The sequence below is a fragment of the Thermotoga sp. SG1 genome (genome assembly GCF_002865985.1).
Lineage (GTDB): Bacteria > Thermotogota > Thermotogae > Thermotogales > Thermotogaceae > Thermotoga.
Map to the genome: position 1 here is coordinate 292,890 of NZ_LNDD01000004.1, position 20,877 is coordinate 313,766.

The 20,877-nt window shown below is 48.3% G+C and carries 21 protein-coding genes and 1 tRNA gene; 15 read left to right on the forward strand and 7 right to left on the reverse strand.

The genetic code is table 11. The annotated features are described in order from the left end of the window. Positions 1–2: 2 nt before the first annotated feature. The 3 genes from AS006_RS06855 to AS006_RS06865 are packed head-to-tail and all read right to left on the reverse strand — an operon-like array spanning position 3 to position 1,884. Positions 3–371 (reverse strand): divergent PAP2 family protein, encoded by a 369-nt coding sequence (locus AS006_RS06855; RefSeq protein WP_101513602.1) that lies wholly within the window; start codon positions 369–371, stop codon positions 3–5. Further along, positions 364–1,437, reverse strand: a complete 1,074-nt coding sequence (gene ychF / locus AS006_RS06860) for a redox-regulated ATPase YchF (RefSeq protein WP_199167467.1) — start codon at positions 1,435–1,437, stop codon at positions 364–366. Before ychF ends, AS006_RS06855 begins: the two co-directional genes overlap by 8 nt. Positions 1,438–1,446: 9 nt before the next feature. Then, positions 1,447–1,884 carry a hypothetical protein gene (locus tag AS006_RS06865; RefSeq protein ID WP_101513603.1) on the reverse strand — a complete coding sequence of 146 codons (438 nt, stop codon included), beginning with the start codon at positions 1,882–1,884 and terminating at the stop codon, positions 1,447–1,449. Between the two features lie 128 nt (positions 1,885–2,012). On the opposite strand from AS006_RS06865, the gene AS006_RS06870 reads away from it, so the two are divergent. The 12 genes from AS006_RS06870 (at position 2,013) to AS006_RS06925 (ending at position 13,202) form a co-directional block, all read left to right on the forward strand. After that, a tRNA-Pro gene (locus tag AS006_RS06870) sits at positions 2,013–2,089 on the forward strand. A gap of 113 nt (positions 2,090–2,202) precedes the next feature. After that, a complete protein-coding gene (locus AS006_RS06875) occupies positions 2,203–2,895 on the forward strand; it encodes a phosphoribosylaminoimidazolesuccinocarboxamide synthase (RefSeq protein ID WP_101513604.1) in 693 nt (230 codons plus the stop codon). Then, complete coding sequence (gene purS, locus AS006_RS06880; protein ID WP_101513605.1) at positions 2,871–3,119, forward strand: phosphoribosylformylglycinamidine synthase subunit PurS; 249 nt, start codon at positions 2,871–2,873, stop codon at positions 3,117–3,119. The genes AS006_RS06875 and purS overlap by 25 nt, the downstream gene beginning before the upstream one ends. Continuing rightward, positions 3,116–3,757: a phosphoribosylformylglycinamidine synthase subunit PurQ gene (purQ, locus tag AS006_RS06885; protein WP_101513606.1), complete on the forward strand. Its 642-nt coding sequence runs from the start codon at positions 3,116–3,118 to the stop codon at positions 3,755–3,757. The genes purS and purQ overlap by 4 nt, the downstream gene beginning before the upstream one ends. Next, positions 3,757–5,568, forward strand: coding sequence for a phosphoribosylformylglycinamidine synthase subunit PurL (purL, locus tag AS006_RS06890; protein ID WP_101513607.1), 1,812 nt, complete (start codon positions 3,757–3,759; stop codon positions 5,566–5,568). The genes purQ and purL overlap by 1 nt, the downstream gene beginning before the upstream one ends. Positions 5,569–5,574: 6 nt before the next feature. Then, on the forward strand, positions 5,575–6,870 hold the full coding sequence (purF, locus tag AS006_RS06895; RefSeq protein ID WP_101513608.1) for an amidophosphoribosyltransferase: 1,296 nt from the start codon (positions 5,575–5,577) through the stop codon (positions 6,868–6,870). Beyond that, a complete protein-coding gene (gene purN / locus AS006_RS06900; RefSeq protein WP_101513609.1) occupies positions 6,831–7,448 on the forward strand; it encodes a phosphoribosylglycinamide formyltransferase in 618 nt (205 codons plus the stop codon). Before purF ends, purN begins: the two co-directional genes overlap by 40 nt. Continuing rightward, positions 7,429–8,787, forward strand: coding sequence for a bifunctional phosphoribosylaminoimidazolecarboxamide formyltransferase/inosine monophosphate cyclohydrolase (locus AS006_RS06905; RefSeq protein WP_101513610.1), 1,359 nt, complete (start codon positions 7,429–7,431; stop codon positions 8,785–8,787). Before purN ends, AS006_RS06905 begins: the two co-directional genes overlap by 20 nt. A gap of 12 nt (positions 8,788–8,799) precedes the next feature. Continuing rightward, the gene (gene purD, locus AS006_RS06910) at positions 8,800–9,993 is read left to right on the forward strand and encodes a phosphoribosylamine--glycine ligase (protein WP_199167469.1); all 1,194 of its coding nucleotides are present in this window, start codon (positions 8,800–8,802) and stop codon (positions 9,991–9,993) included. Further along, positions 9,990–10,925 carry a phosphoribosylformylglycinamidine cyclo-ligase gene (locus tag AS006_RS06915; RefSeq protein ID WP_101513612.1) on the forward strand — a complete coding sequence of 312 codons (936 nt, stop codon included), beginning with the start codon at positions 9,990–9,992 and terminating at the stop codon, positions 10,923–10,925. The genes purD and AS006_RS06915 overlap by 4 nt, the downstream gene beginning before the upstream one ends. Before the next feature lie 2 nt (positions 10,926–10,927). After that, positions 10,928–11,521 (forward strand): hypothetical protein, encoded by a 594-nt coding sequence (locus AS006_RS06920; RefSeq protein ID WP_101513613.1) that lies wholly within the window; start codon positions 10,928–10,930, stop codon positions 11,519–11,521. Continuing rightward, positions 11,472–13,202 (forward strand): NAD+ synthase, encoded by a 1,731-nt coding sequence (locus tag AS006_RS06925; protein ID WP_101513614.1) that lies wholly within the window; start codon positions 11,472–11,474, stop codon positions 13,200–13,202. The genes AS006_RS06920 and AS006_RS06925 overlap by 50 nt, the downstream gene beginning before the upstream one ends. On the opposite strand, the gene AS006_RS06930 is transcribed toward AS006_RS06925, so the two are convergent. Then, entirely contained in the window at positions 13,186–13,836 is a 651-nt protein-coding gene (locus AS006_RS06930) for an HAD family phosphatase (RefSeq protein WP_101513615.1), read from the reverse strand. The genes AS006_RS06925 and AS006_RS06930 overlap by 17 nt on opposite strands. A 96-nt stretch (positions 13,837–13,932) precedes the next feature. On the opposite strand from AS006_RS06930, the gene aspC reads away from it, so the two are divergent. The 3 genes from aspC to AS006_RS06945 are packed head-to-tail and all read left to right on the forward strand — an operon-like array spanning position 13,933 to position 18,585. Beyond that, positions 13,933–15,066, forward strand: a complete 1,134-nt coding sequence (gene aspC, locus AS006_RS06935) for an aspartate aminotransferase (RefSeq protein WP_101513616.1) — start codon at positions 13,933–13,935, stop codon at positions 15,064–15,066. After that, positions 15,041–16,780: an ABC transporter ATP-binding protein gene (locus tag AS006_RS06940; protein ID WP_101513617.1), complete on the forward strand. Its 1,740-nt coding sequence runs from the start codon at positions 15,041–15,043 to the stop codon at positions 16,778–16,780. Before aspC ends, AS006_RS06940 begins: the two co-directional genes overlap by 26 nt. Continuing rightward, positions 16,777–18,585, forward strand: a complete 1,809-nt coding sequence (locus AS006_RS06945) for an ATP-binding protein (RefSeq protein WP_101513618.1) — start codon at positions 16,777–16,779, stop codon at positions 18,583–18,585. Before AS006_RS06940 ends, AS006_RS06945 begins: the two co-directional genes overlap by 4 nt. Here AS006_RS06945 and AS006_RS06950 read toward each other — a convergent pair. The 3 genes from AS006_RS06950 to phoU are packed head-to-tail and all read right to left on the reverse strand — an operon-like array spanning position 18,578 to position 20,871. Continuing rightward, positions 18,578–19,537: a sensor histidine kinase KdpD gene (locus tag AS006_RS06950; protein WP_101513619.1), complete on the reverse strand. Its 960-nt coding sequence runs from the start codon at positions 19,535–19,537 to the stop codon at positions 18,578–18,580. The genes AS006_RS06945 and AS006_RS06950 overlap by 8 nt on opposite strands. Further along, positions 19,518–20,198: a response regulator transcription factor gene (locus tag AS006_RS06955; protein ID WP_101513620.1), complete on the reverse strand. Its 681-nt coding sequence runs from the start codon at positions 20,196–20,198 to the stop codon at positions 19,518–19,520. The genes AS006_RS06950 and AS006_RS06955 overlap by 20 nt, the downstream gene beginning before the upstream one ends. Beyond that, complete coding sequence (gene phoU, locus AS006_RS06960; protein ID WP_101513621.1) at positions 20,173–20,871, reverse strand: phosphate signaling complex protein PhoU; 699 nt, start codon at positions 20,869–20,871, stop codon at positions 20,173–20,175. Before phoU ends, AS006_RS06955 begins: the two co-directional genes overlap by 26 nt. Positions 20,872–20,877: the final 6 nt, after the last annotated feature.

The following is a 20,877-nucleotide window of genomic DNA, read 5'->3' on the forward strand; positions in this document are numbered from 1 at the left end:
CCTCACCAGAGATGGAGCCGGGCCGGAAAAAGATGGGCTATGAACATTCCAAGACCAAAACCAGCGAGTGCTTCAAGAAAACTGTGCCCAAGATCCTTTTTCACCGCAGGCCTCAAGACAATGGCATCCATGAATATGATCACAAGGAATATGGAGGCAATCGATGTGTAGGGGGAATCAAACCCCGTGCTTCGAGCGAGCGACCACGCAAGACCGGACACGGTGGCGACGTGTCCACTGGGCATGCCTCCGTAACTTTTCAGCATCTTAACGTCTCTTTTGATCAGAAACTTTATGAACTGTGCCACCAGGAATGAAATAACTGCCGTTGTGAACGGCGTGCTTCGAAATATTTTCCAGATATCAAGCACGGAATAGGAAATGGATCACATCCCCCTCTCTTACGATGTAATCTTTTCCGTGCGTCTCCACAGCACCGGCTTCACGTGCTTTTTTAAAAGAGCCGTGTTCAAGGTATCTCTCGAAGGGAATGACTTCTGCCTTTATGAACCCCTTCTGTATGTCTGAGTGAATGAGTCCAGCGGCTTCGTAAGCGGTGGAACCTCTCTTTATGGTCCAGCTTCTTGCCTCGTTTTGTGTCGCGGTGAGAAATCTCACAAGATCGAGCAATCTCAGGACCTTCTCGAAAAACTCCTTCTTCTTGTTACCTGGAAGGTTGTACTCGGCCCTGAAAAGTTCTGCCTCATCCTCCGGGAGCGACTTGAGTTCTTCCTCGAGCTTTACATTTATTATAATGTATTCTTCTTCAACTGCATCTTCTATTAACTTTTTCTTCTCTTCGTTCAGTTCATCGACGTTGAAAACGAAGATCTGGGGCTTGTCGGTGAGAAGAAAAAGGGAACGGATCACGTTTTCTTCGAACTCGTCACGTCTTGGAAACTTCGATGCCCTGTTTCCCTGAGAGAGAAACTCCTGGAGAGCCTCCAGGAGTTCCACTTCTCTTTTTGCTTCTCTGTCACCTGTTCGTGCAACCTTTACTCTTTTTTCCAGGCGCTTCTGGATGGTCTCAAGATCCTTTAGTATGAGTTCGGTCTCAACTATCTCTATGTCTCTTTTTGGATCCACACTCTGATAGGGATGGGAGACCGTTTTGCTCTCGAACACCCGCACTACATGTGCTATGACATCCACCTTACTTATGTGATCGAGAAACTGGTTTCCAAGCCCTTCACCTCTACTCGCTCCTTTCACAAGGCCCGCTATGTCCACGATTTCCACGAACGGGTGGACCACCTTTTTTGACCCTTCGTTTTTTGCAAGAATCTCCACCCTTTTATCGGGCACAACGAGAACCCCCACGTTGGGCTCTATCGTACAGAACGGGAAATTCTCCGCAGGTACATCGTTATCGGTCAGAAAGTTGAAGAAAGAGGATTTTCCTGCGTTCGGAAGACCTACTATTCCCACCCTCTCCAAGTTATCACCTCAGTACTCTTCTTCCTCATCGTAAAAGTCTTCTTCTTCTTCCTCCTCATAGAAGTCTTCTTCGTTGAAAAGGTCGAATTCTTCATCTTCCTCTTCTTCAAATTCTTCTTCGTATTCTTCCTCTACTTTCTGTTCAGTGCCTGTCTGATGGATAGAAAGAGGCTTTCTTGGATCGAGCATACCATCGAACACCTTTCTTTTTTTGCCGTTGACGATGATGTACCCTTCTGCCTTGGCGGGTTTCCCATAGGAGGTGATCACCATCATGACGAGATCATCATCCACATCGTAACCGGGCTCTGACTCGATCACAAGAGCATCATCGTAGTAGAGGTTGTTCTTCACCTCTTTAGCGTGCTTCTGGATCTTGCTGCTGTTGAGGATCTCCTGTGCAGACGCCTCATCGATGTGCACCCTCAAGATGTACCTGAAGTCCACGATCTTCACTCCCCTGCAAGAATTTTTTTACGCTCTTCGAATTATACAGTAGGAGTATTAAAAGTCAAGGGGAATGGTTGTTAAACGATTGTCCAGTTTGATACCCTATGCTATAATACCAGAGGAAGCGGGGAGTAGCTCAGACGGCCAGAGCGCCAGAATCGGGATCTGGAGGTCGCGGGTTCAAGTCCCGCCTCCCCGACCAGAAGCGGGAGCTTGGCTCCCGTTTTTCTGTTTTTTTCAAAGAGTTTACCTGCCATGTAATTTTCATTCATGATGCGAGTATAGAATCTTCAAAAAGGGCGGGGAGGCGAGCGTGTGCATTACGAGGGCAAGACGAAAATTGTTAGGATCACTGAAGACCACGCCCTCATCGAGTTCAAAGACGATATAACGGCCGGTGATGGACTGAAACACGATGTGATGATCAACAAGGGCTCCATCTGTGCAGAAACGACAGCGATCCTCATGGATTATCTCTCCAAGAAAGGCATCAGAACCCATCTCATCGAGTACGTCCCTCCACGAACCCTCAAAGCTATCCCCCTCAAAATGTTCCCGCTTGAAGTTGTTGTGAGATTGAAAAAGGCAGGTTCTTTTGTGAAAAGGTACGGAGGAGTCGAAGGGGAAGATCTACCGGTTCCCCTCGTCGAATTCTTCATAAAAGACGACGAAAGGCACGATCCGATGGTGTGTGTAGATCATCTGGAGATACTGAAAATTGCAACGAAAGATCAGGCGGAAAAGATGAAGGAAACGGCCGTGAAGGCCACAATTGCCCTGAAAGAGTTCTTTGAAAAAGGTGGTTTTGAGCTCTGGGATATAAAGTACGAGTTCGGGCTCGACAAAGACGGCGAGGTCTTTCTGGGAGACGAGATCTCTCCCGATACCTTCAGGCTGAGAAAAAAGGGTGAGATCTTCGATAAAGATGTGTACAGAAGAGACCTTGGTGATCCCATGAAAAAGTACAGGGAGGTGCTTGAGCTTTGCCGATCTTTAAGTTCGCAGTAGACGTTCAGTACAGGAGCAACATCAGAGATCCACGTGGAGAGACGATCGAGCGCGTGTTGAGAGAAGAGAAGAACCTGCCCGTGAAGAGACTGAGGCTGGGAAAATCCATTCATCTGGAAGTGGAGGCAGAAGATAGAGAAAAGGCCTACGAGATCGTAAAGAAAGCCTGCGATGAACTTTTGGTGAACCCCGTCGTGGAAGAGTATGAGGTGAGGGAGCTGTGAAACCGAAAGCGTGTGTCGTGGTTTACCCGGGCTCCAATTGTGACAGGGACGCTTACTATGCCCTCGAGATAAACGGATTCGAACCCAGGTTCGTTGGGCTTGACGACAGACTCGACGATTACGAGTTGATCATTCTGCCTGGTGGTTTTTCCTATGGAGACTACCTACGTCCTGGTGCTGTGGCTGCAAGAGAGAAGATCGCCGTCGAGATCAGAAAAGCATCAGAAAAAGGAAAACTGATAATGGGAATCTGCAACGGTTTTCAGATCCTCATAGAGATGGGACTTCTCAAAGGAGCTCTCCTTCAGAATTCTTCGGGAAAGTTCATCTGTAAGTGGGTTGATCTCACCGTTGAAGATACGGACTCTCCCTTTACAAATGCCTTCACTCCTGGCGAAAGAATCAAGATTCCAATTGCCCATGGGTTTGGAAGGTACGTGAAGATAGACGAGGTGAACGTGGCTCTGAGATACGTTGAAGACGTGAACGGATCCGATGAGAGGATCGCGGGGATCTTCAACGAAGAGAAAAACATCTTCGGACTCATGCCCCATCCCGAAAGGGCCGTTGAGAACCTCCTCGGTGGCGAAGACGGCAGAAAGGTCTTTCAGTCCATCCTCAACTACTTGAAGAGGTGATGAAGTTGAGATATATGGATATCCTGAAGAGGAAGCTTGGAAGGGAACCCACCTTCGTCGAGCTTCAAGCGTTCTCTGTCATGTGGAGTGAACACTGCGGATACTCCCACACGAAGAAGTACATAAAAAAACTTCCAAAAACGGGCTTTGAAGGAAATGCGGGTGTTGTGAATCTCGACGACTATTATTCGATCGCCTTCAAAATAGAGAGCCACAACCACCCGAGTGCGATCGAACCTTACAACGGAGCGGCAACGGGTGTTGGGGGTATCATCAGGGATGTGCTCGCAATGGGTGCACGCCCCACGGCGATCTTCGACTCACTGCACATGGCCCGAATCATAGACGGTATCATCGAGGGAATAGCTGACTATGGAAACTCAATAGGGGTTCCAACGGTCGGAGGAGAACTCAGGATATCACCTCTGTACGAACACAATCCACTCGTCAACGTGCTCGCAGCGGGCGTTGTGAGAAACGATATGCTGGTCGATTCAAAAGCAACCAGGCCGGGGCAGGTCATTGTCGTTTTCGGTGGGGCAACAGGAAGGGACGGAATACACGGAGCATCTTTCGCCTCGGAAGACCTCACGGGAGAAAAAGCAACGAAACTTTCGATACAGGTTGGAGACCCATTCGCCGAAAAGATGCTCATAGAAGCATTTTTAAAGATGGTGGAAGAAGGGCTAGTTGAGGGAGCACAGGACCTTGGGGCAGGTGGTGTGCTGTCTGCCACGTCCGAACTTGTGGCAAAGGGTGGTCTTGGAGCGATCGTACACCTCGATCGTGTGCCGCTTAGGGAACCCGACATGGAACCCTGGGAGATCCTCATAAGCGAAAGTCAGGAGAGAATGGCGGTGATCACCTCTCCTGAGAAGGCAGTTCGCATACTGGAAATTGCAAGAGAACACCTTCTCTTCGGCGGTGTCGTTGCTGAAGTGATCGAAGAACCCACTTACAGAGTACTCTACAAGGACCAGCTGGTGGTGGAGGTGCCCGTCCAACTTCTTGCGAACGCACCGGAAGAAGAGATTGTAGAGTACAAACCTGGAGAGATCCCAAAGTTCGATGCGCTGAAATTCGAAGAAGTGAACGCCAGAGAGGTCTTCGAACAGTACGATCACATGGTGGGAACAGATACCGTTCTTCCTCCGGGATTTGGAGCCGCGGTCATGAGAATAAAAGGAAACAGCGGGTACTCCCTCGTCACACACAGCAGGGCAGACCTGGCCATTCAGGACACCTACTGGGGTACCTTCATAGCCGTTCTGGAGAGCGTGAGAAAGACGCTTGCAGTTGGTGCCACTCCCCTTGCCATAACCAACTGTGTGAACTACGGAGATCCCGATGTCGATCCAGTTGGGCTCTCTGCGATGATGACGGCTCTGAAGGATGCCTGTGAATTTTCCGGTGTGCCCGTAGCCTCAGGAAACGCCTCACTCTACAACACGTACAGGGGAAAACCCATACCCCCCACACTCGTTGTGGGAATGCTTGGAAAGGTGGACCCACAGAAGGTGGTAAAACCAGGACCCTCGAGAGTCTTTGCCGTTGGATGGCCGGATTTCGAACTGGAAAGGGAGAAAGAACTCTGGAAGGTCATAAAGAAACTCGCAGACGAAGGATCTTTCATCCTTGCCTCATCGCACCTTCTGACGAAAACGCACGTGGAAAGTTTCAGAGAGTTCGGGCTGAAGATCGATCTGAAACTTCCGGAGGTGGAACCTGCACATCAGATGATCCTGGTGTTCTCCGAAAAAACTCCCGCGGTGGGTGTTCCTGTGAGGGAGATAGGTACCGTTTCGAGGTGACCTGATATGTGCGGAATCGCAGGAGTCTGGAACGTGAAAGACGCTTTTTCAGTGCTCCACGATGTCCTTCTTGGACTTCAGCACAGAGGTCAGGAAAGTGCGGGTGTGGTCGTCGACGGTTTCAAAACGATAAAGGGAAAAGGCCTGGTGGACGCCGTTCTCACGGAGGACAAATGGGAAGATGCGGAAAAAGGAATAGGACACGTGAGATATTCAACGGCTGGTTCCCTTGAAGACATACAGCCCATCGTTGCTTTCACACGAAAGGGAAGGATAGCAGTTGCCCACAACGGGAACATACCGAATGGAGAAAAATGGATAAACATGCTTCAGGAAAAAGGAGCTGTTTTCCAGAGCACCCTTGATTCTGAAGTCTTCCTTCATCTCATATCGATGAGTGAAGGTGATATAAAAAGCTCCATCGTCAAGGCCCTGAAAAAGGTCCCACTTGCGTACTCTCTTTTGATCCTTCACGAAGAATTCCTCGCAGCAGCAAGGGATCCTTACGGCATCCGTCCTCTGTTCTATGGAAGATACGGAGAAGGTGTGGTGGTGGCATCTGAAGATGCTGCACTGAAGGCCATAGGAGTGGAGGATGTGGAAGAGATCCCTCCCGGAACCGTTGTGTTCTTCACAAACGAAGGCGAGGAAAGAGTCAAATTCAACAGTAAAGAAAGAAGATTTTGCTCGTTCGAATTCATCTACTTTGCAAGACCGGACAGTCACTTCCTCAGCCAGAGTGTTCATCTTGCACGTTACAGAATGGGTGAAGAACTTTTCAGAGAAAACCCGATAAAAGCAGATGTTGTTGTTCCTGTGCTCGATTCTGGACTTTCTGGAGCCATGGGGTTTTCTTCCGCTTCTGGCATTCCTCTGGACATCGGACTGATGAGGAATCGATACGTGGGAAGAAGTTTCATAATGCCTGTGGACAGGGAGAAGATAGTGAAGAAAAAGCTAGTTCCAATAGAAGATGTGGTGCGTGGAAAGAGGGTTGTGGTAATAGACGACTCGATCGTCAGGGGAACCACGATGGGAATCATCGTGAAGATACTGAGAGAGGCTGGAGCAAGGGAGGTCCATGTGGGGATCCATTCCCCACCCGTTCGTTTTCCGTGTTACTACGGTATCGATACGGCTCGCAAGAAGGAACTCGTCGCAGGAGAACGGGATGTGGAGGAAATCAAGAAGATCGTCAACGCAGATTCTCTCTTCTACCTGTCGCTCGAGGGGTTGAGGAGAGCCATTGGGAGGAATGAACTGTGTGTGGCGTGTTTCAACGGGGAGTACTTCCACGACTAGTGGTGCTCGCGTCGGGAAACGGAAGCAACTTCGAAGCGATTGTGAAGGCCTCACGGAACGGAGTCCTGAAGGCAGAAATTCAGGAACTTCTGGTGGACAGAGAATGCTTTGCCATCGAGCGGGCAAAGAAACTGAAAGTACGCTGGAAAAAGCTGGAAAGACCTTGGCAGGAGTCTTTGAGTGAAAGACTCGAAGAACTCAGGCCAGACCTGATCGTTCTTGCTGGCTTCATGAGGATTCTCCCACCGGAAATAGTGAGGAGATGGCAGTGGAAGATAGTGAACATCCACCCATCGCTCCTTCCTGCCTTTCCTGGAATGCACGCCATAGAGAAGGCCTACGAATACGGTGTGAAAGTCACGGGGATCACCATCCACTTCGTCGACGAGGGTGTGGACACCGGTCCCATCATCTTCCAGAAAGCCTTAGAGATAAAAAAGAACTGGTCACTGGAGAAACTCGAGGAAGAGATACACAGGATAGAACACCGTTACTACCCGATAGTTATACAGAAGGTCCTCGATGGAAAGTGGAGAACAGAAGGAAGGAGGGTTATCCTTGAAGAGGATATTGGTTAGTCTGTACGAGAAAGAAAAGTACCTGGACGTGTTGAAAAAGCTGTATGAAGAAGGATGGAAGATCTGGGCAAGTTCTGGAACGGCAAAGTTCCTGAGAGAGAACGGCATAGATGCAAACGACGTGAGCACCATCACGGGCTTTGAAAACCTCCTCGGTGGGCTGGTGAAAACGCTGCATCCGGAAATATTCGCGGGGATCCTGGGACCAGAGCCAAGGTGGGATGTGGTCTTCGTGGACCTTTATCCACCACCAGATATCGACATAGGCGGTGTGGCCCTTCTTCGAGCAGCGGCGAAGAACTGGAGGAAGGTAAAACCCGCTTTTGACATGGAGACCCTGAAGATTGCCATCGAAAAGGACGATGAGGAAACAAGGAAGTATCTTGCCGGAATGACCTTCGCGTTCACCAGCACATACGATTCTGTGAGGGCAAACCAGTTCATTGAAGGAGTGTCTCTTTCTTTCAGAAGAGAGGATCTTCAGCTGAGATACGGAGAAAATCCGCATGAAAGGGCCTTCGTGTACGGAAAGCCTGCCTTTGAAATTCTCCACGAGGGAAAAACCATATCTTTCAACAACATTCTGGACGCAGAGAACGCATGGTTCGTGGCGAAAAACTTGCCAAAAACAGGGGCCGTCGTTGTGAAGCACCAGTCCCCCTGCGGCGCTGCGATCGGTGAAGACAGAGTGGAAGTCGTGAAAAAGGCCATAGAAGCAGACGAAGAGTCGAGCTTTGGAGGTATCCTTGCCGTGAACTTCGAGATGGACGGCGAAGTGGCTTCATCCCTGAAGAAGTACCTCGAAGTGATCGTTGCCCCATCCTTCACGAAAGAGGCCGTCGAGATACTGTCGAAAAAAAAGGTGAGACTTCTCAAACCACAAGATTACACTCCCACAGCTGGAAAGATGGCCTTTGGGGCTCTTGTTCTGAGCGAAAGGAAGTTCCCAGATGGAGATTTCGAACTCGTCGTAGGAGAGCCCCTTTCTGAAAAAGAACTCGAAGACCTGGAGTTTGCCTACAGGGTGGTGGAAGGGGTAAAATCGAACGCCGTCCTCATAGTCAAAGATGGCGTAACGGTGGGAATAGGAAGCGGGCAGCCTTCAAGAAAGAGAGCCGCCTGGATCGCTACCATGATGGCAAAAGAAAAGGCAAAAGGGGCAATAGCAGCTTCCGATGCCTTCTTCCCTTTCCCCGATTCACTGGAGATACTCGCCCAGGCGGGGGTGAAGGCTGTTGTCGCACCTCTTGGATCCATAAGGGACGAAGAAGTTCTCTCAAAAGCCAAAGAACTCGGTCTCACCTTCTACAAAGCCCCCAGCAGGGTCTTCAGACACTGAGAGGTGAAACGTATGAGGGTACATGTTCTTGGATCAGGTGGAAGAGAACACGCCATAGGGTGGGCATTCTCCCGGCAGGATTATGAGGTTCACTTTTATCCGGGAAACGCCGGAACAAAAAGAGACGGAACGAACCACCCCTACGAAGGAGAAAAGACGATAAGGAGTATACCAGATGAAGACATCATCATACCGGGTTCTGAAGAGTACCTTGTAGAAGGTGTTGCGAACTGGAGTTCGAACGTCTTTGGACCAGTGAAGGAGGTCGCAAAGCTCGAGGGTTCCAAGGTCTTCGCCAAGCGTTTCATGGAAAAGTACAGTATAAGAACTGCTCGCTTCGAAGTGGCAGAAACTCCGGAAGAGCTGAAGGAAAAGATAAAGAAGTTTTCCCCTCCGTACGTGATAAAGGCAGACGGTCTGGCACGCGGGAAAGGTGTCTTGATCCTTGACTCGGAAGAAGAGGCAATCGAGAAGGGATCCAAGCTTATCACGGGAGAACTCATTAAAGGAGTCAAGGGACCCGTTGTAATCGATGAATACCTAGAAGGAGAGGAACTTTCCGCCATGGCAATAGTCAACGGAAGAGATTTCGTGATACTTCCCTTCGTCAGAGACTACAAGCGGCTGCTGGACAACGACAGGGGCCCCAACACGGGTGGTATGGGATCGTGGGGACCTGTGAACGTACCACAGGAGACAATCTCGAAGATAGAGGAACTCTTCGATAAGACGCTCTGGGGAGTGGAAAAAGAGGGTTACACCTACCGGGGTTTTCTGTACCTTGGCCTGATGCTACACAACGGTGAGCCTTACATTCTCGAATACAACGTGAGACTGGGAGATCCAGAAACCGAGGTGATCGTTGTTCTGAATCCTGAAGCCTTTGTTAACGCCGTTTTGGAAGGATACAAAGGTGGTAAAATGGAAGCGATCAAACCAAACGGGTTCGCCGTGGACGTGGTTCTTGCATCGAGAGGTTATCCAGACAATCCTGAAAAAGGAAAAGAAATCACGCTTCCAGAAGACGGTCTTATCTTCTTTGCGGGAGTGGCTGAAAAAGACGGGAAACTGATAACAGCGGGTGGAAGGGTACTTCATTGCATGGGAACCGGTGTGACCAGAGAGGAGGCAAGAAGAAAGGCCTACGAACTTGCTGAAAAGGTACAATTCGAAGGAAAAACGTACAGGAGGGATATCGCCTCGTGAAATATACCTACCGGGACACTGGAGTTGATGTTGAAAGGGGAGAAAGCTTCTCCAGAAAGATAAAAAACTCCGTGAAACTGCCGGAGTGGCTTATGAAGGAACCAACGGGATACGCTGCTGTTCTGAAGATCACAGAACCACCGATCGCTGTCACAGCAGACGGTATTGGAACAAAACTCATCCTCCACAGAAAGTATGGAACTTGGCGTTACGCTGCTGAAGACCTCGTTGGAATGAACTACAACGATCTGGTCTGTGTTGGTGCAAGACCCGTTGCCTTCCTCGACTACCTCGGTGTGGAAAGGATATCCGAAGAACATGAGCAGTTCATAACAGAACTCGTGAATGTTCTTGAAAGCGTGGGTGTCAAACTGGTCGGCGGAGAAACCGCGGAGATGCCAGATGTTTATCGCGGAGACTGGGATGCTGTGGGGTTCGCCGTTGGTGTTCTGGAGAGGAAGATCCCGGTTGATACGATAAGGGAAGGTGACATCATCATCGGAATTCCCTCTTCTGGTTTTCACTCGAACGGCTGGTCACTCATAAGGAGGATACTGAAAGAGGAAAAGATAGAACCTGAAAGCCTAGATTTCGACCTTCTGAAAGGAACGCGAATATACAGAGAGGTCGTCGATGTATTCGATCGAGTCAAAGGAGTCGCGCATGTAACCGGTGGAGGTATCATCAGAGCCCTAAAGAGAGTGCTTGGAAACCTCAGGGCACATGTTTCTCTTCCGAAGAGGGATTTTATCGATTGGATCCTGAAGTACGTTGAATTCGAAGAAGCCATAAACACCTTCAACATGGGAATTGGTATGCTTCTTGTCGTGGAGAAAAAAAATGTAGAGTACGTTCTCGGCAGAGTGGACGGTGTGGTGGTTGGCAGGGTCGATACCGATTGGAAGATCGAGTACGGAGGTGAGGGGGGATAAACGTGTTCGAGGACATCGTAAGGGGTTTTCAGGAACTGATCAGGGACACAAAACTTGCTGTAGTGAGTGTTTTGGCGCTTGTTCTGGGATTCGTTGTAGAAGTTCTCTACCTTTTCGCCGGAAAGTACGACTTTCTGGATCTTGACTTCTTCGCCATAAAACTCTTCGAAGAAACAATTCTGGCCGTGCTGATTGGAAGTATCCTTTTGCAGCGAAAGAAAGAGAGGTTTCTCAGTCTACTTGTGTTCAGCGCGTTCTATGGAATGACGATGGGAATAGGCTTTTCCTTCTTTGTTCTACCAGCTTTTGTGGCTTTCATGTTTCTGTTCTTCGTACCACTTCTTTCTGCAAGGATTGATTCTGCCTCTACTGTTCTGATAGAAAGTTACAGACTGGTCTTCAAAAGACAAAAAACAGTAGAAGTGTTCCTTGCCGCGGCGATCGTGTTCGTTGTGTGGTTCATACCCATTGCTGGTTCTATAGTATCGAACTTTTTGAGAACGGTATTTGTCTACGCTCTTTTCCACTCTCTGGAGGGGATGATGGATGAAACAGCTCAGAGTGACACTGGCTCAGCTCAATCCGACTCTTGGTGATTTTGAGGGAAATTTGAAAAAGGCGATAGAAGCCCTCAAAATAGCAGAAGAAAGGGGCAGTGATCTTCTTATCTTTCCGGAACTCTTCCTGCCCGGATATCCTCCGGAGGATCTCATGCTGAGGCTTTCTTTCCTGAGGGAAAACAGGCGATACCTTCTGGAACTTGCTTCACACACGAAAAACTGTGAAGTGACAGTCCTTGTGGGATTCATTGACAGCGACGAGGACGCGTACAACGCTGCGGCCGTTTTGAAAAACGGAGAAGTGCTCGGAGTCTACAGAAAGATGTTCCTTCCAAACTACGGCGTTTTCGACGAAAGAAGATACTTCAAGCCAGGAGAAGAACTTCTTGTTTTGAAGATGGACGATGTCAAGATAGGTGTCACCATCTGCGAAGACATCTGGAACCCGGTAGAGCCGAGTGCATCCCTGTCCCTCGGAGAAGGGGTACATCTTGTGGCGAATCTTTCTGCTTCACCTTACCACGTGGGAAAACCTCGACTGAGAAAAGAATACCTCTCGATGAAGGCTTACGACTTCCACACGGCGATAGCCTACTGCAACATGGTGGGTGGACAGGATGAACTCGTGTTCGATGGAGGAAGCATCGTCGTCGACGCGTCCGGAGAGATGATCAGTTACGGAAAAATCTTCGAAGAGGAAATCATCACGGTGGACCTCGATCTCGACGAAAATCTGAGAGTTTCTCTTCTTGACCCAAGAAGAAGGTACATAAGGCCCCAAAACTATCCTGTGAAGATCGTCGATGTGGGAGGGCTTCGCAAAAAGTCCTCACACTTCGATCCGGTGGTGCATCCGATACCAAAAAGAGAAGAGGAAATGTTCAAAGCACTGGTCACAGGTGTGAGGGACTACGTCAGGAAAAATGGATTCGAAAAGGTCGTGATCGGTCTCAGCGGAGGAATGGATTCATCCCTTGTTGCGGTCATAGCAACGGAGGCACTGGGAAAGGAGAACGTGAAGGGTGTTCTCATGCCGTCCATGTACACCTCAAAATCGAGCCTTGAAGACGCTCAAAAGCTTGCAGAAAACCTCGGAATAGAGACGTTCGTCATACCCATCACCGACGTGTTCAAGTCGTATCTCGATGCTCTGAAGGAAGTATTCGCTGGAAGAGAACCGGATATAACCGAAGAGAACATCCAAGCGAGGATAAGGGGAAACTACCTGATGGCGCTCTCTAACAAGTTCGGCTGGCTTGTTCTCACCACAGGAAACAAAAGTGAGCTGGCAACAGGATACGCTACACTCTACGGAGATATGGCGGGAGGCTTTGCAGTCATAAAGGATGTTTACAAGACGGACGTGTACAAAATAGGCCGGTGGTACAACGAGTGGAAAGGAAAAGAGATAATCCCAGAGAACGTCTTCGTGAAACCTCCTTCTGCCGAACTCAGGCCAGGCCAGACGGACCAGGAAAAACTTCCACCTTATGAAATTCTTGACGAGATACTGAAACTTTACATAGAAGAAGGACTGGATCCTGAAGAGATCGCCCTCAAGGGATTCGACAAGAAGATGGTGGTGGAAGTAACCGAGATGGTACGAAAGAACGAATACAAAAGAAAACAAGCCGCCATCGGAACGAAGATCTCAACCAGGGCCTTCGGAAAGGACTGGAGGATGCCCATAACAAACAGATTCAAAGAACCTCTCTGAGAACTATCAGGATATCTTCCGGTTTCACCAGTCGTTTTGCACCCGCTTCAAGGAGCGCCTGAGCATCGTTCAGAGAATGGATCACTCCGTAGACTTTCTCTATTCCCGCCCCAAGAGCGGCCTCTACACCGCTCTTTGAGTCTTCAAAAACAATCACCTCTTTTGGATCCACGTTCAGCTTTTCCAGGGTGACCAGATAGATTTCTGGATCTGGTTTTCCCCTTTTCACCTGATCTCCGAATACCATCACATCGAAAAAATCTCTCAGTTTGAGCTTTTCTAGCCTTTCGATTGCCTCTTTCTGCGGAGTGGAGGTTGCGAGGGCAAGTTTCAGACCCTTTTTCTTCACAAACTCCAGTGCCTTTCTCACTCCTGGGTTTTCCTTCAAAAGATCGGAAAAGACCCGTCTTTTTCCCTCGTGAACCTTTTTTCTGAAGTTTTCCAGAGAGTCATCTATATCAAGAAGTTCCATCAGAATGGGAAGACCTTCCCTTTCTGGAACTCCCATTATCCTCCTGTGGATCTCCTCGGTGTAGGGTTTTCCATAACTTTCGGCGACCCTTCTGTAAGCTTCAAAGTAGAGTGGCTCTGTGTCCATCAGAACTCCATCCATGTCGAAAATCACCGCTTCCATCCGACCGCCTCCTTTCACTTCAAAGATAACATAAACAGTTTAAATCGTCTTTTTGTGGTAGTATTAATTATGAAAACATGATCAGGAGGGTTCCGGATGATAGCAAAGAGGATTTCAGAGATTCCCATTTCAAGAACTATGGAACTGGACGCAAAAGCCAAGGCACTGATCAAAAAAGGAGAGGATGTCATAAACCTCACGGCAGGAGAACCTGACTTTCCCACTCCAGAACCTGTTCTTGAAGCAGCAAAGAGTTTCCTGGAAAAGGGACAGATAAAGTACACGGACCCTCGAGGTATCTACGAACTGAGAGAAGCCATTGCAAAGAAGATAGGAGAAAAGTACGGAAAGGAAATCTCACCGGATCAGGTGGTTGTGACAAACGGGGCAAAGCAGGCACTCTTCAACACGTTCATGGCACTGCTCGATCTCGGCGACGAAGTGATAGTGTTCTCCCCTGTCTGGGTGAGTTACATTCCACAGATACTTCTTGCTGGAGGCACCGTGAAGGTCGTGGAAACGTTCATGAAGAACGGTTTCCATCCAAGCATTGAAGAAGTGGAAAGACTCCTTGTTGGAAAAACAAAAGCTGTTCTCATCAACTCACCGAACAATCCTACCGGCATCGTCTACAGCAAATCCTTTCTGGAGGGACTTCTGAAACTTTCTGAGGAGATGAATTTTTACATCGTGAGTGATGAGGTTTACGACTCTCTGGTTTACACAGACGACTACACGTCGATACTGGATGTGGCCGAAAACTTCGATCGAGTGGTGTATATAAACGGATTTTCAAAGTCTCACTCCATGACAGGCTGGAGAGTGGGATATCTGATTTCGAACAAAGAGTTGGTTTCTGCCGTTTCAAAGATTCAATCCCACACCACTTCTTGTATCAACACAGTTGCCCAGTATGCCGCTCTCAAAGCCATAGAGGTGGACAACTCCTATATGATTCGAGTCTTCAGAGAAAGAAGAGACTTTACGGTGGAGCGGTTCAAAAGGATGGGTGTGAAGTTCGTAGAACCACAGGGTGCGTTCTATCTCTTTTTCAAGGTGCCGGGTGATGACGTGGAGTTCTGTGAGAAACTTCTGGAAGAAAAGAAAGTGGCGTTGGTTCCGGGTTCTTCCTTCCTGAAACCAGGCTTTGTGAGACTATCCTTTGCCATTTCCACAGAAAGGCTTGCGGAGGCGCTGGACAGAATTGAAGACTTCCTCAATTCTCGTTGATTTTCTGAGGAGAAATTGGTACAAATACCTTTTGGGATTTCTGGCACTGGTTATGGTAGACCTTCTGCAGGTCTACGTTCCGCGTATCGTCGGAAAGATCGTTGACAGCTTGAACGCCGAGATCATGAACTTCACAGAACTGAAGATAATGATCGGCTGGATCATGGCGGCTGCATCCGGGATGTTCCTTGGAAGGTTTCTCTGGAGGTATTTTCTCGGTGGCGCCTCCAGGTATTTTCTCCTTGAGACCATGAACAAGATGTTCTCCAAGATGCTCAGCCTCACCCCCGGTTTCTTCGACAGGATAAGAAGCGGAGAGCTGATGGCAAGATTCACCAACGATCTGAGTCTCCTGAGGAGGGTGCTTGGCCAGGGAGCTATTCTACTTTTCGACTCTTTCATCATGGTTCTGATGGTGTTCATCTTCATGATAGGAAACGTGGGATGGAAGCTTGCATGGATCAGCTTTGCTCCTCTCCTTCTTCTCGTTCCCGCATCGATGAGCTTTGGAAGATTGATACATAAAAGGGTGACGGATGTTCAGCGTTCGTTCTCAGAACTATCGGGTTTCACCGAAGAGACGATAAACGGTATCAGAATTGTGAAGAGTTTTTCATCGGAAGACGTGTCGTTCAGGATATTCGAAGAAAAAGCAAACGTAAACTTCAGGGATACGCTTCGTGCGGTCAAGGTTTCCAGCGTGTTTCGTCCTCTCATCACCCTGATCGCCTCTTCCTCGTTCTTTCTTGCGCTTCTCTATGGAGGAAGAGCAGTCATAAACGAAAAGATCTCACTCGGAGATTTCATCGCTTTCAATTCCTATCTGGGTATGTTGATATGGCCCATGATGGCCTACGGTTTCATGGTGGATCTGTTCCAGAGAGGGAGAGCAGCAATGCATCGTTTAGACACGATCTTCACCGCTCAGCCGGAAGTAAAAGAACCGGAAAAACCTGTCAGAATAGATCACTTTGAAAGCGTGATTATAAGAGATTTGACCTACAGATATCCTGGAACCGATCGGCCCGTTTTGAAAGACATCAACATGAAGGTGAAGAGAGGAGAGATGATCGGTATCGTTGGAAGTATTGGAAGTGGGAAGACAACGATTGCAAAGCTTCTCATGAAACTGTATCCAGTGGAAAGGGGAAAAATATTCATAAACGGAGTAGATATAAACGACATCTCTTCAGATGATCTGAGAAGACTTTTCACTCTCGTTCCTCAAGAAACGTTCCTGTTTTCAGACACGATAAGGAACAACATAACCGTTGGTATGAAAAACGTGGACGAGAAAGAAATCGAGAGGGTGACGAAGCTTGCAGCCGTCTACGAAGACATCATGAGTTTTCCAAAGGGGTTCGATACCGTCGTTGGTGAACGTGGAGTAACCCTCTCGGGCGGACAGAGACAGAGGATCACGATAGCCAGGGCGTTGATCAGAGATTTCGAAGTTTGCATCTTCGATGACTGTCTCTCCGCAGTGGATCCAGAAACAGAAGAAAAGATAATAAGCTCTATAAGGAACAGCATGAAGGGAAAAACGATCATCGTGATAACGCACAGGTTGAAGGTCCTGAAAGATGCCGACAGAATATACGTTCTCGACGATGGATTCATCAGAGAAGAAGGAAAACACGAAGAGCTCTTGAGCAAAAACGGGATCTACAGTAGAATGTACAGGAAACAGCTAATCGAGGGGGGGATGAGATGAAAAAAATTGGCGTCGTGACGGGTATCTTCGAATCCAACCCCTATGAGTTCTTCGTAAGGATGGTTTCAGAAGGTGATCACCAAGCCTACGCCCAGATAGAAGACATTGTAAGGGTGGAGTATATCTCGGGCTACGGAGAGGTGGTAACCTACGGTGTGGTTGTCGACATACAGAACAGATGGGATGGTGATCTGAGAAATGGTTACGAAGAGGATGTGGCACTCGAAGGTCTGAAACCAGCCTACCCAATATACATCGCGAGGGTGAAGGTGACGAGGTCTTTCTTGAAAAAAAACGGTCAGCTCTCCGAGACGGCTCCCGAGATCCCTCCCGCTATTGGATCTCCCGTGTTCCTTGCAGAAGATGAGGAAATAGACATAGCACTGGGATTCGACGAATTGAAGAACAAAAACGTTGCGCTCCCGGTGGGCGTTCTCAAAAACGGCAAACCCGCTTACCTAGATCTGAGGTACATACTAGGAGACAACGGGGCACACATCAACGTTTCGGGACAGTCCGGTGTGGCTGCGAAGACCTCCTATACCACCTTCCTGGTGAAATCGATGATGGAAACGTCCTGGAAGACATCGGGAGAGCTAATGGAACTTCTAAGGGAAGCAAGATACATCATTTTCAACGTCAAGGGAGAAAGTTTGATGTTTCTTGACCGCACTTCAAAGGAATGGGAGTCGGAGAAGAAAAAGTGGGAAGAGATGTACAGGGTGCTTGGAATAGAACCAAAACCGTTTGAAAACGCAGTCTTCTACGCTCCGAGTAGACAAAAGGGTACTTACGTTCCCGCCGTGAACAAGCGTATGAGTGGAGTGAAAGTTTACGGCTGGGACGTTTTCGACATCGTTGAAATGGGACTTTTAGAACTCATGTTCGATCCGGACGAGATGGCAAAGAATCAAAACTTTCAGCTGGCAGTATGGTCACTTCAAGAATACCTCACCCAGAGAATGGAAGAAATCTACCAGGAATTCCTGAGGAAGGGCTACATCAAAGACAAGCAGAAACTTCCCTCTCAGGCACTGAGAGAAATCGTCGTTTCTAAAGGAGAGATCGTGGACATTCCCCTTGATCTCGATGATCTGATAACCCAGTTGAAGGAAGGAAAGGCAAGAGAGTACCTCGAAAAAGAAAACGTTCAACGTCAGACCATCAGCATGCTGATTCGAAGACTGAAGACCGCTCAGAAAATGGACTTCGACAGACTGTGGATAAAGCCTCCCCTGAATCCCACCGTCGGGGTGGAGTACAGAATAAACTGGAACGTACCTGGAAGGGTGACCGTTGTGGACATCTCTAAACTGAGGACTCGGGCCCAGGCGTTCGTGGTGGGTGCTATTCTCTCTGAAGTGATGAGAGAAAAAGAAACAAACAACGGTTTCACCCAGCCCGTTTTCATCTTCCTTGATGAACTCAACAAGTACGCACCGAGACACGGTGGTGGTGCGCTTGCGAACATCTTCAGGGATGTGGCAGAACGGGGCAGATCGTTCAGGGTGATTCTCATCGGTGCGGAACAGACCGCCTCCGAGGTCGACTACAGGGTGATCACACAGGCTGCCACCGTTGTGGTTGGAAGGCAGAAAGGTGCAGAGCTTCTGAAGCCAGAGTACTCACACCTCACGGATCACTACAAGAGAAAAGCTGCTCTTTTGAAGCAGGGTGAAGTGATAGTGGATCAACCGTTTTTAAACCTTCCACTCACAGTGAAGTTTCCGCTTCCGGCGTGGTGCACAAGAGAGGATGGCTACGTTTCAGATGGTGAAGACGAAGATGACGATTACATCATCTGAACCAGACGGTGAATTCTGATCCCACAAGCCACCGGGATTTGAATTCCAGTTTGTATCCCATCATGTCGCACAGATGCTTCACAATGGAGAGTCCAAGACCCGATCCAGGAGCCATCTTCGGGGCTTCCGAGCCTCTATAGAAACGCTCGAATATCCTTTCTTTCTCTTCTTCTTTTATTCCGATTCCCTGATCCTTCACTGCCAGTTTCTCCTCCGATATAGAGACTTCCACTTCAGATTCCGGGTACGAGTATTTTACAGCGTTGGAGAGCAGGTTTTTCAGGATCGTATAGAAGACAAACCGGTCGGTTTCAACAGTTTCAACATTTACAGAAAGCTTCACCCTGATCTTTTTGGATACGATCTTTTCGTAAAGATCATCAAGAGATCTCTCGAGCACTTCCCTTACAGGAACACGTTCCATTTTGAGTTCGTAGAGTCCTAGCTGTATCATGGTGAGGAGCTTCAGCTGTCTGATGATCGTCTCCATTCTGTTCAGTGAGCGGTCTATTTTGTCGAGTATTTCGAACTTTTCAGGATCTTTCTCCAGGTCCTTCAGAAGAAAGAGGTTTGCCTTTGAAGCAGAAAGTGGTGTGAAGAGTTCATGGGATACCGCCATGACGAAGTCGAGTTTTGCTTCGTTGAGTTTTTTCTCCTCGGTGAGATCGTTCACAACAAGAAGGCTCTTTCGAGGAAGGAAATGGAAAGAAACGAATCTTTTCGACTGAAGTTCAAAAAAATAGGCCTCGGTTTCCAGAGAGAAATCCTTCTTTTCCTGGATGCTACCGACGATTCTATCCATCTCTTTGCAGCTGAAAATAGATATCAGACTCTTTCCCGTTCTGAAACCATACCTTTCCCCGGATCTGTTTGCCGAAACCACCTTTAATTCATTCAAAACCACTACCGCCTCTTTGATAGCGTCTAGATCCTCAAGATCGATCACCCTCATCACCCCGGGTTGAAAATTTGTATCCAAGGCCCCTTACGGTCTTTATCCAGTTCTTTCCTATCTTAGAACGAATGGCACTGATGTGAACGTCCACCACCCTGTCGGAGACGAAGTCGTCTCCCCAGATTCTGTTCAGGATCTCTTCCCTCGAAAAGATCTTGTTAGGAGACAAGGCAAGAAGTTTCAGCACTTCGAATTCCTTTGCCGTCATTTCAATATTTTTTCCGTCGTACCTTACGACGTAATCTTCGGGAAAGATCTCGAGCTTTCCAAACCTCAACACCTTTTGTTCCTTGCCCATCCTTCTCAAGACAGCTTTCACACGTGCAATTACTTCCCTGGGATTGAACGGCTTTGTCACGTAATCATCTGCTCCGAGTTCTATTCCGAAGATGCGATCCATGTCTCTGTCCCTTGCAGAAACGATGATTAGGGCCATTTCCGGATGAGACACCTTCATCTCCGGGATCTCTTCCATGGCAACACCGTCTGGAAACATGAGGTCCAGAATGAGAACGTTGTAGGCACCCTCTGAGAGTTTCTTTTTGAGTTCAAAAAGTGAGCCCGCTTCGTCACATTCGTATCCTTCTACTTCTAGGTACCTCTTCAGAACACTCCTTATATCTTCATCGTCCTCAGCTATCAGAACCTTCACCGCCATCTTCTACACCTCTCAAAAATTCTCTCATGTTCTTTCCCGTCTCAATGTATATAACTTCTTCGCAGAGATTGTTCGCATGGTCTCCAATCCTTTCAAGATCGCGTGCTATGAGGATGTACACCAGGGCAAGTTCAGCAGGTATGCCGTCCTCTTTTATCTTTTCCACGACGAGCTTTCTGATCCTTCTTTCCATCTCATCGATCACGTCGTCGAACTTCCAGAGCCTGTAGGCAGAATCCACATCCTCTTCGACAAAGGCTTTGAAGGAGTCCTGAACCACCCTCAGGGTACTTCCGAACATGTCCTTTATTTCCTTCAGCATTTCAAACCGGATCTTCTTTTCGGAGAGAAACAGACATTTCTCGGCGATGTTGCAGGAAAGATCCCCGATCCGCTCGAGATCGTTGGAAAACTTCAGGATGGTGATGATGTATCTGAGCTGTTTGAGGATGGGGTTGTACCTTGCTATGATCTGGTAAGCCTTTTCTTCTATCTCCCTGTTCAGTTCGTCTATCATATCATCCGACTCGAGCACCTTTTTTGCAAGGGCTTCGTTCATGGTTTCAAGGCTCTCTATCGCATCGTTCAGTGATTCTGACACAAGAAAGAGCATCTTCGAAACGTCCGATTTCAAAAGGGTCAACTCCCTTTCGAAATGAACGTGTTCCACCATCTTTTC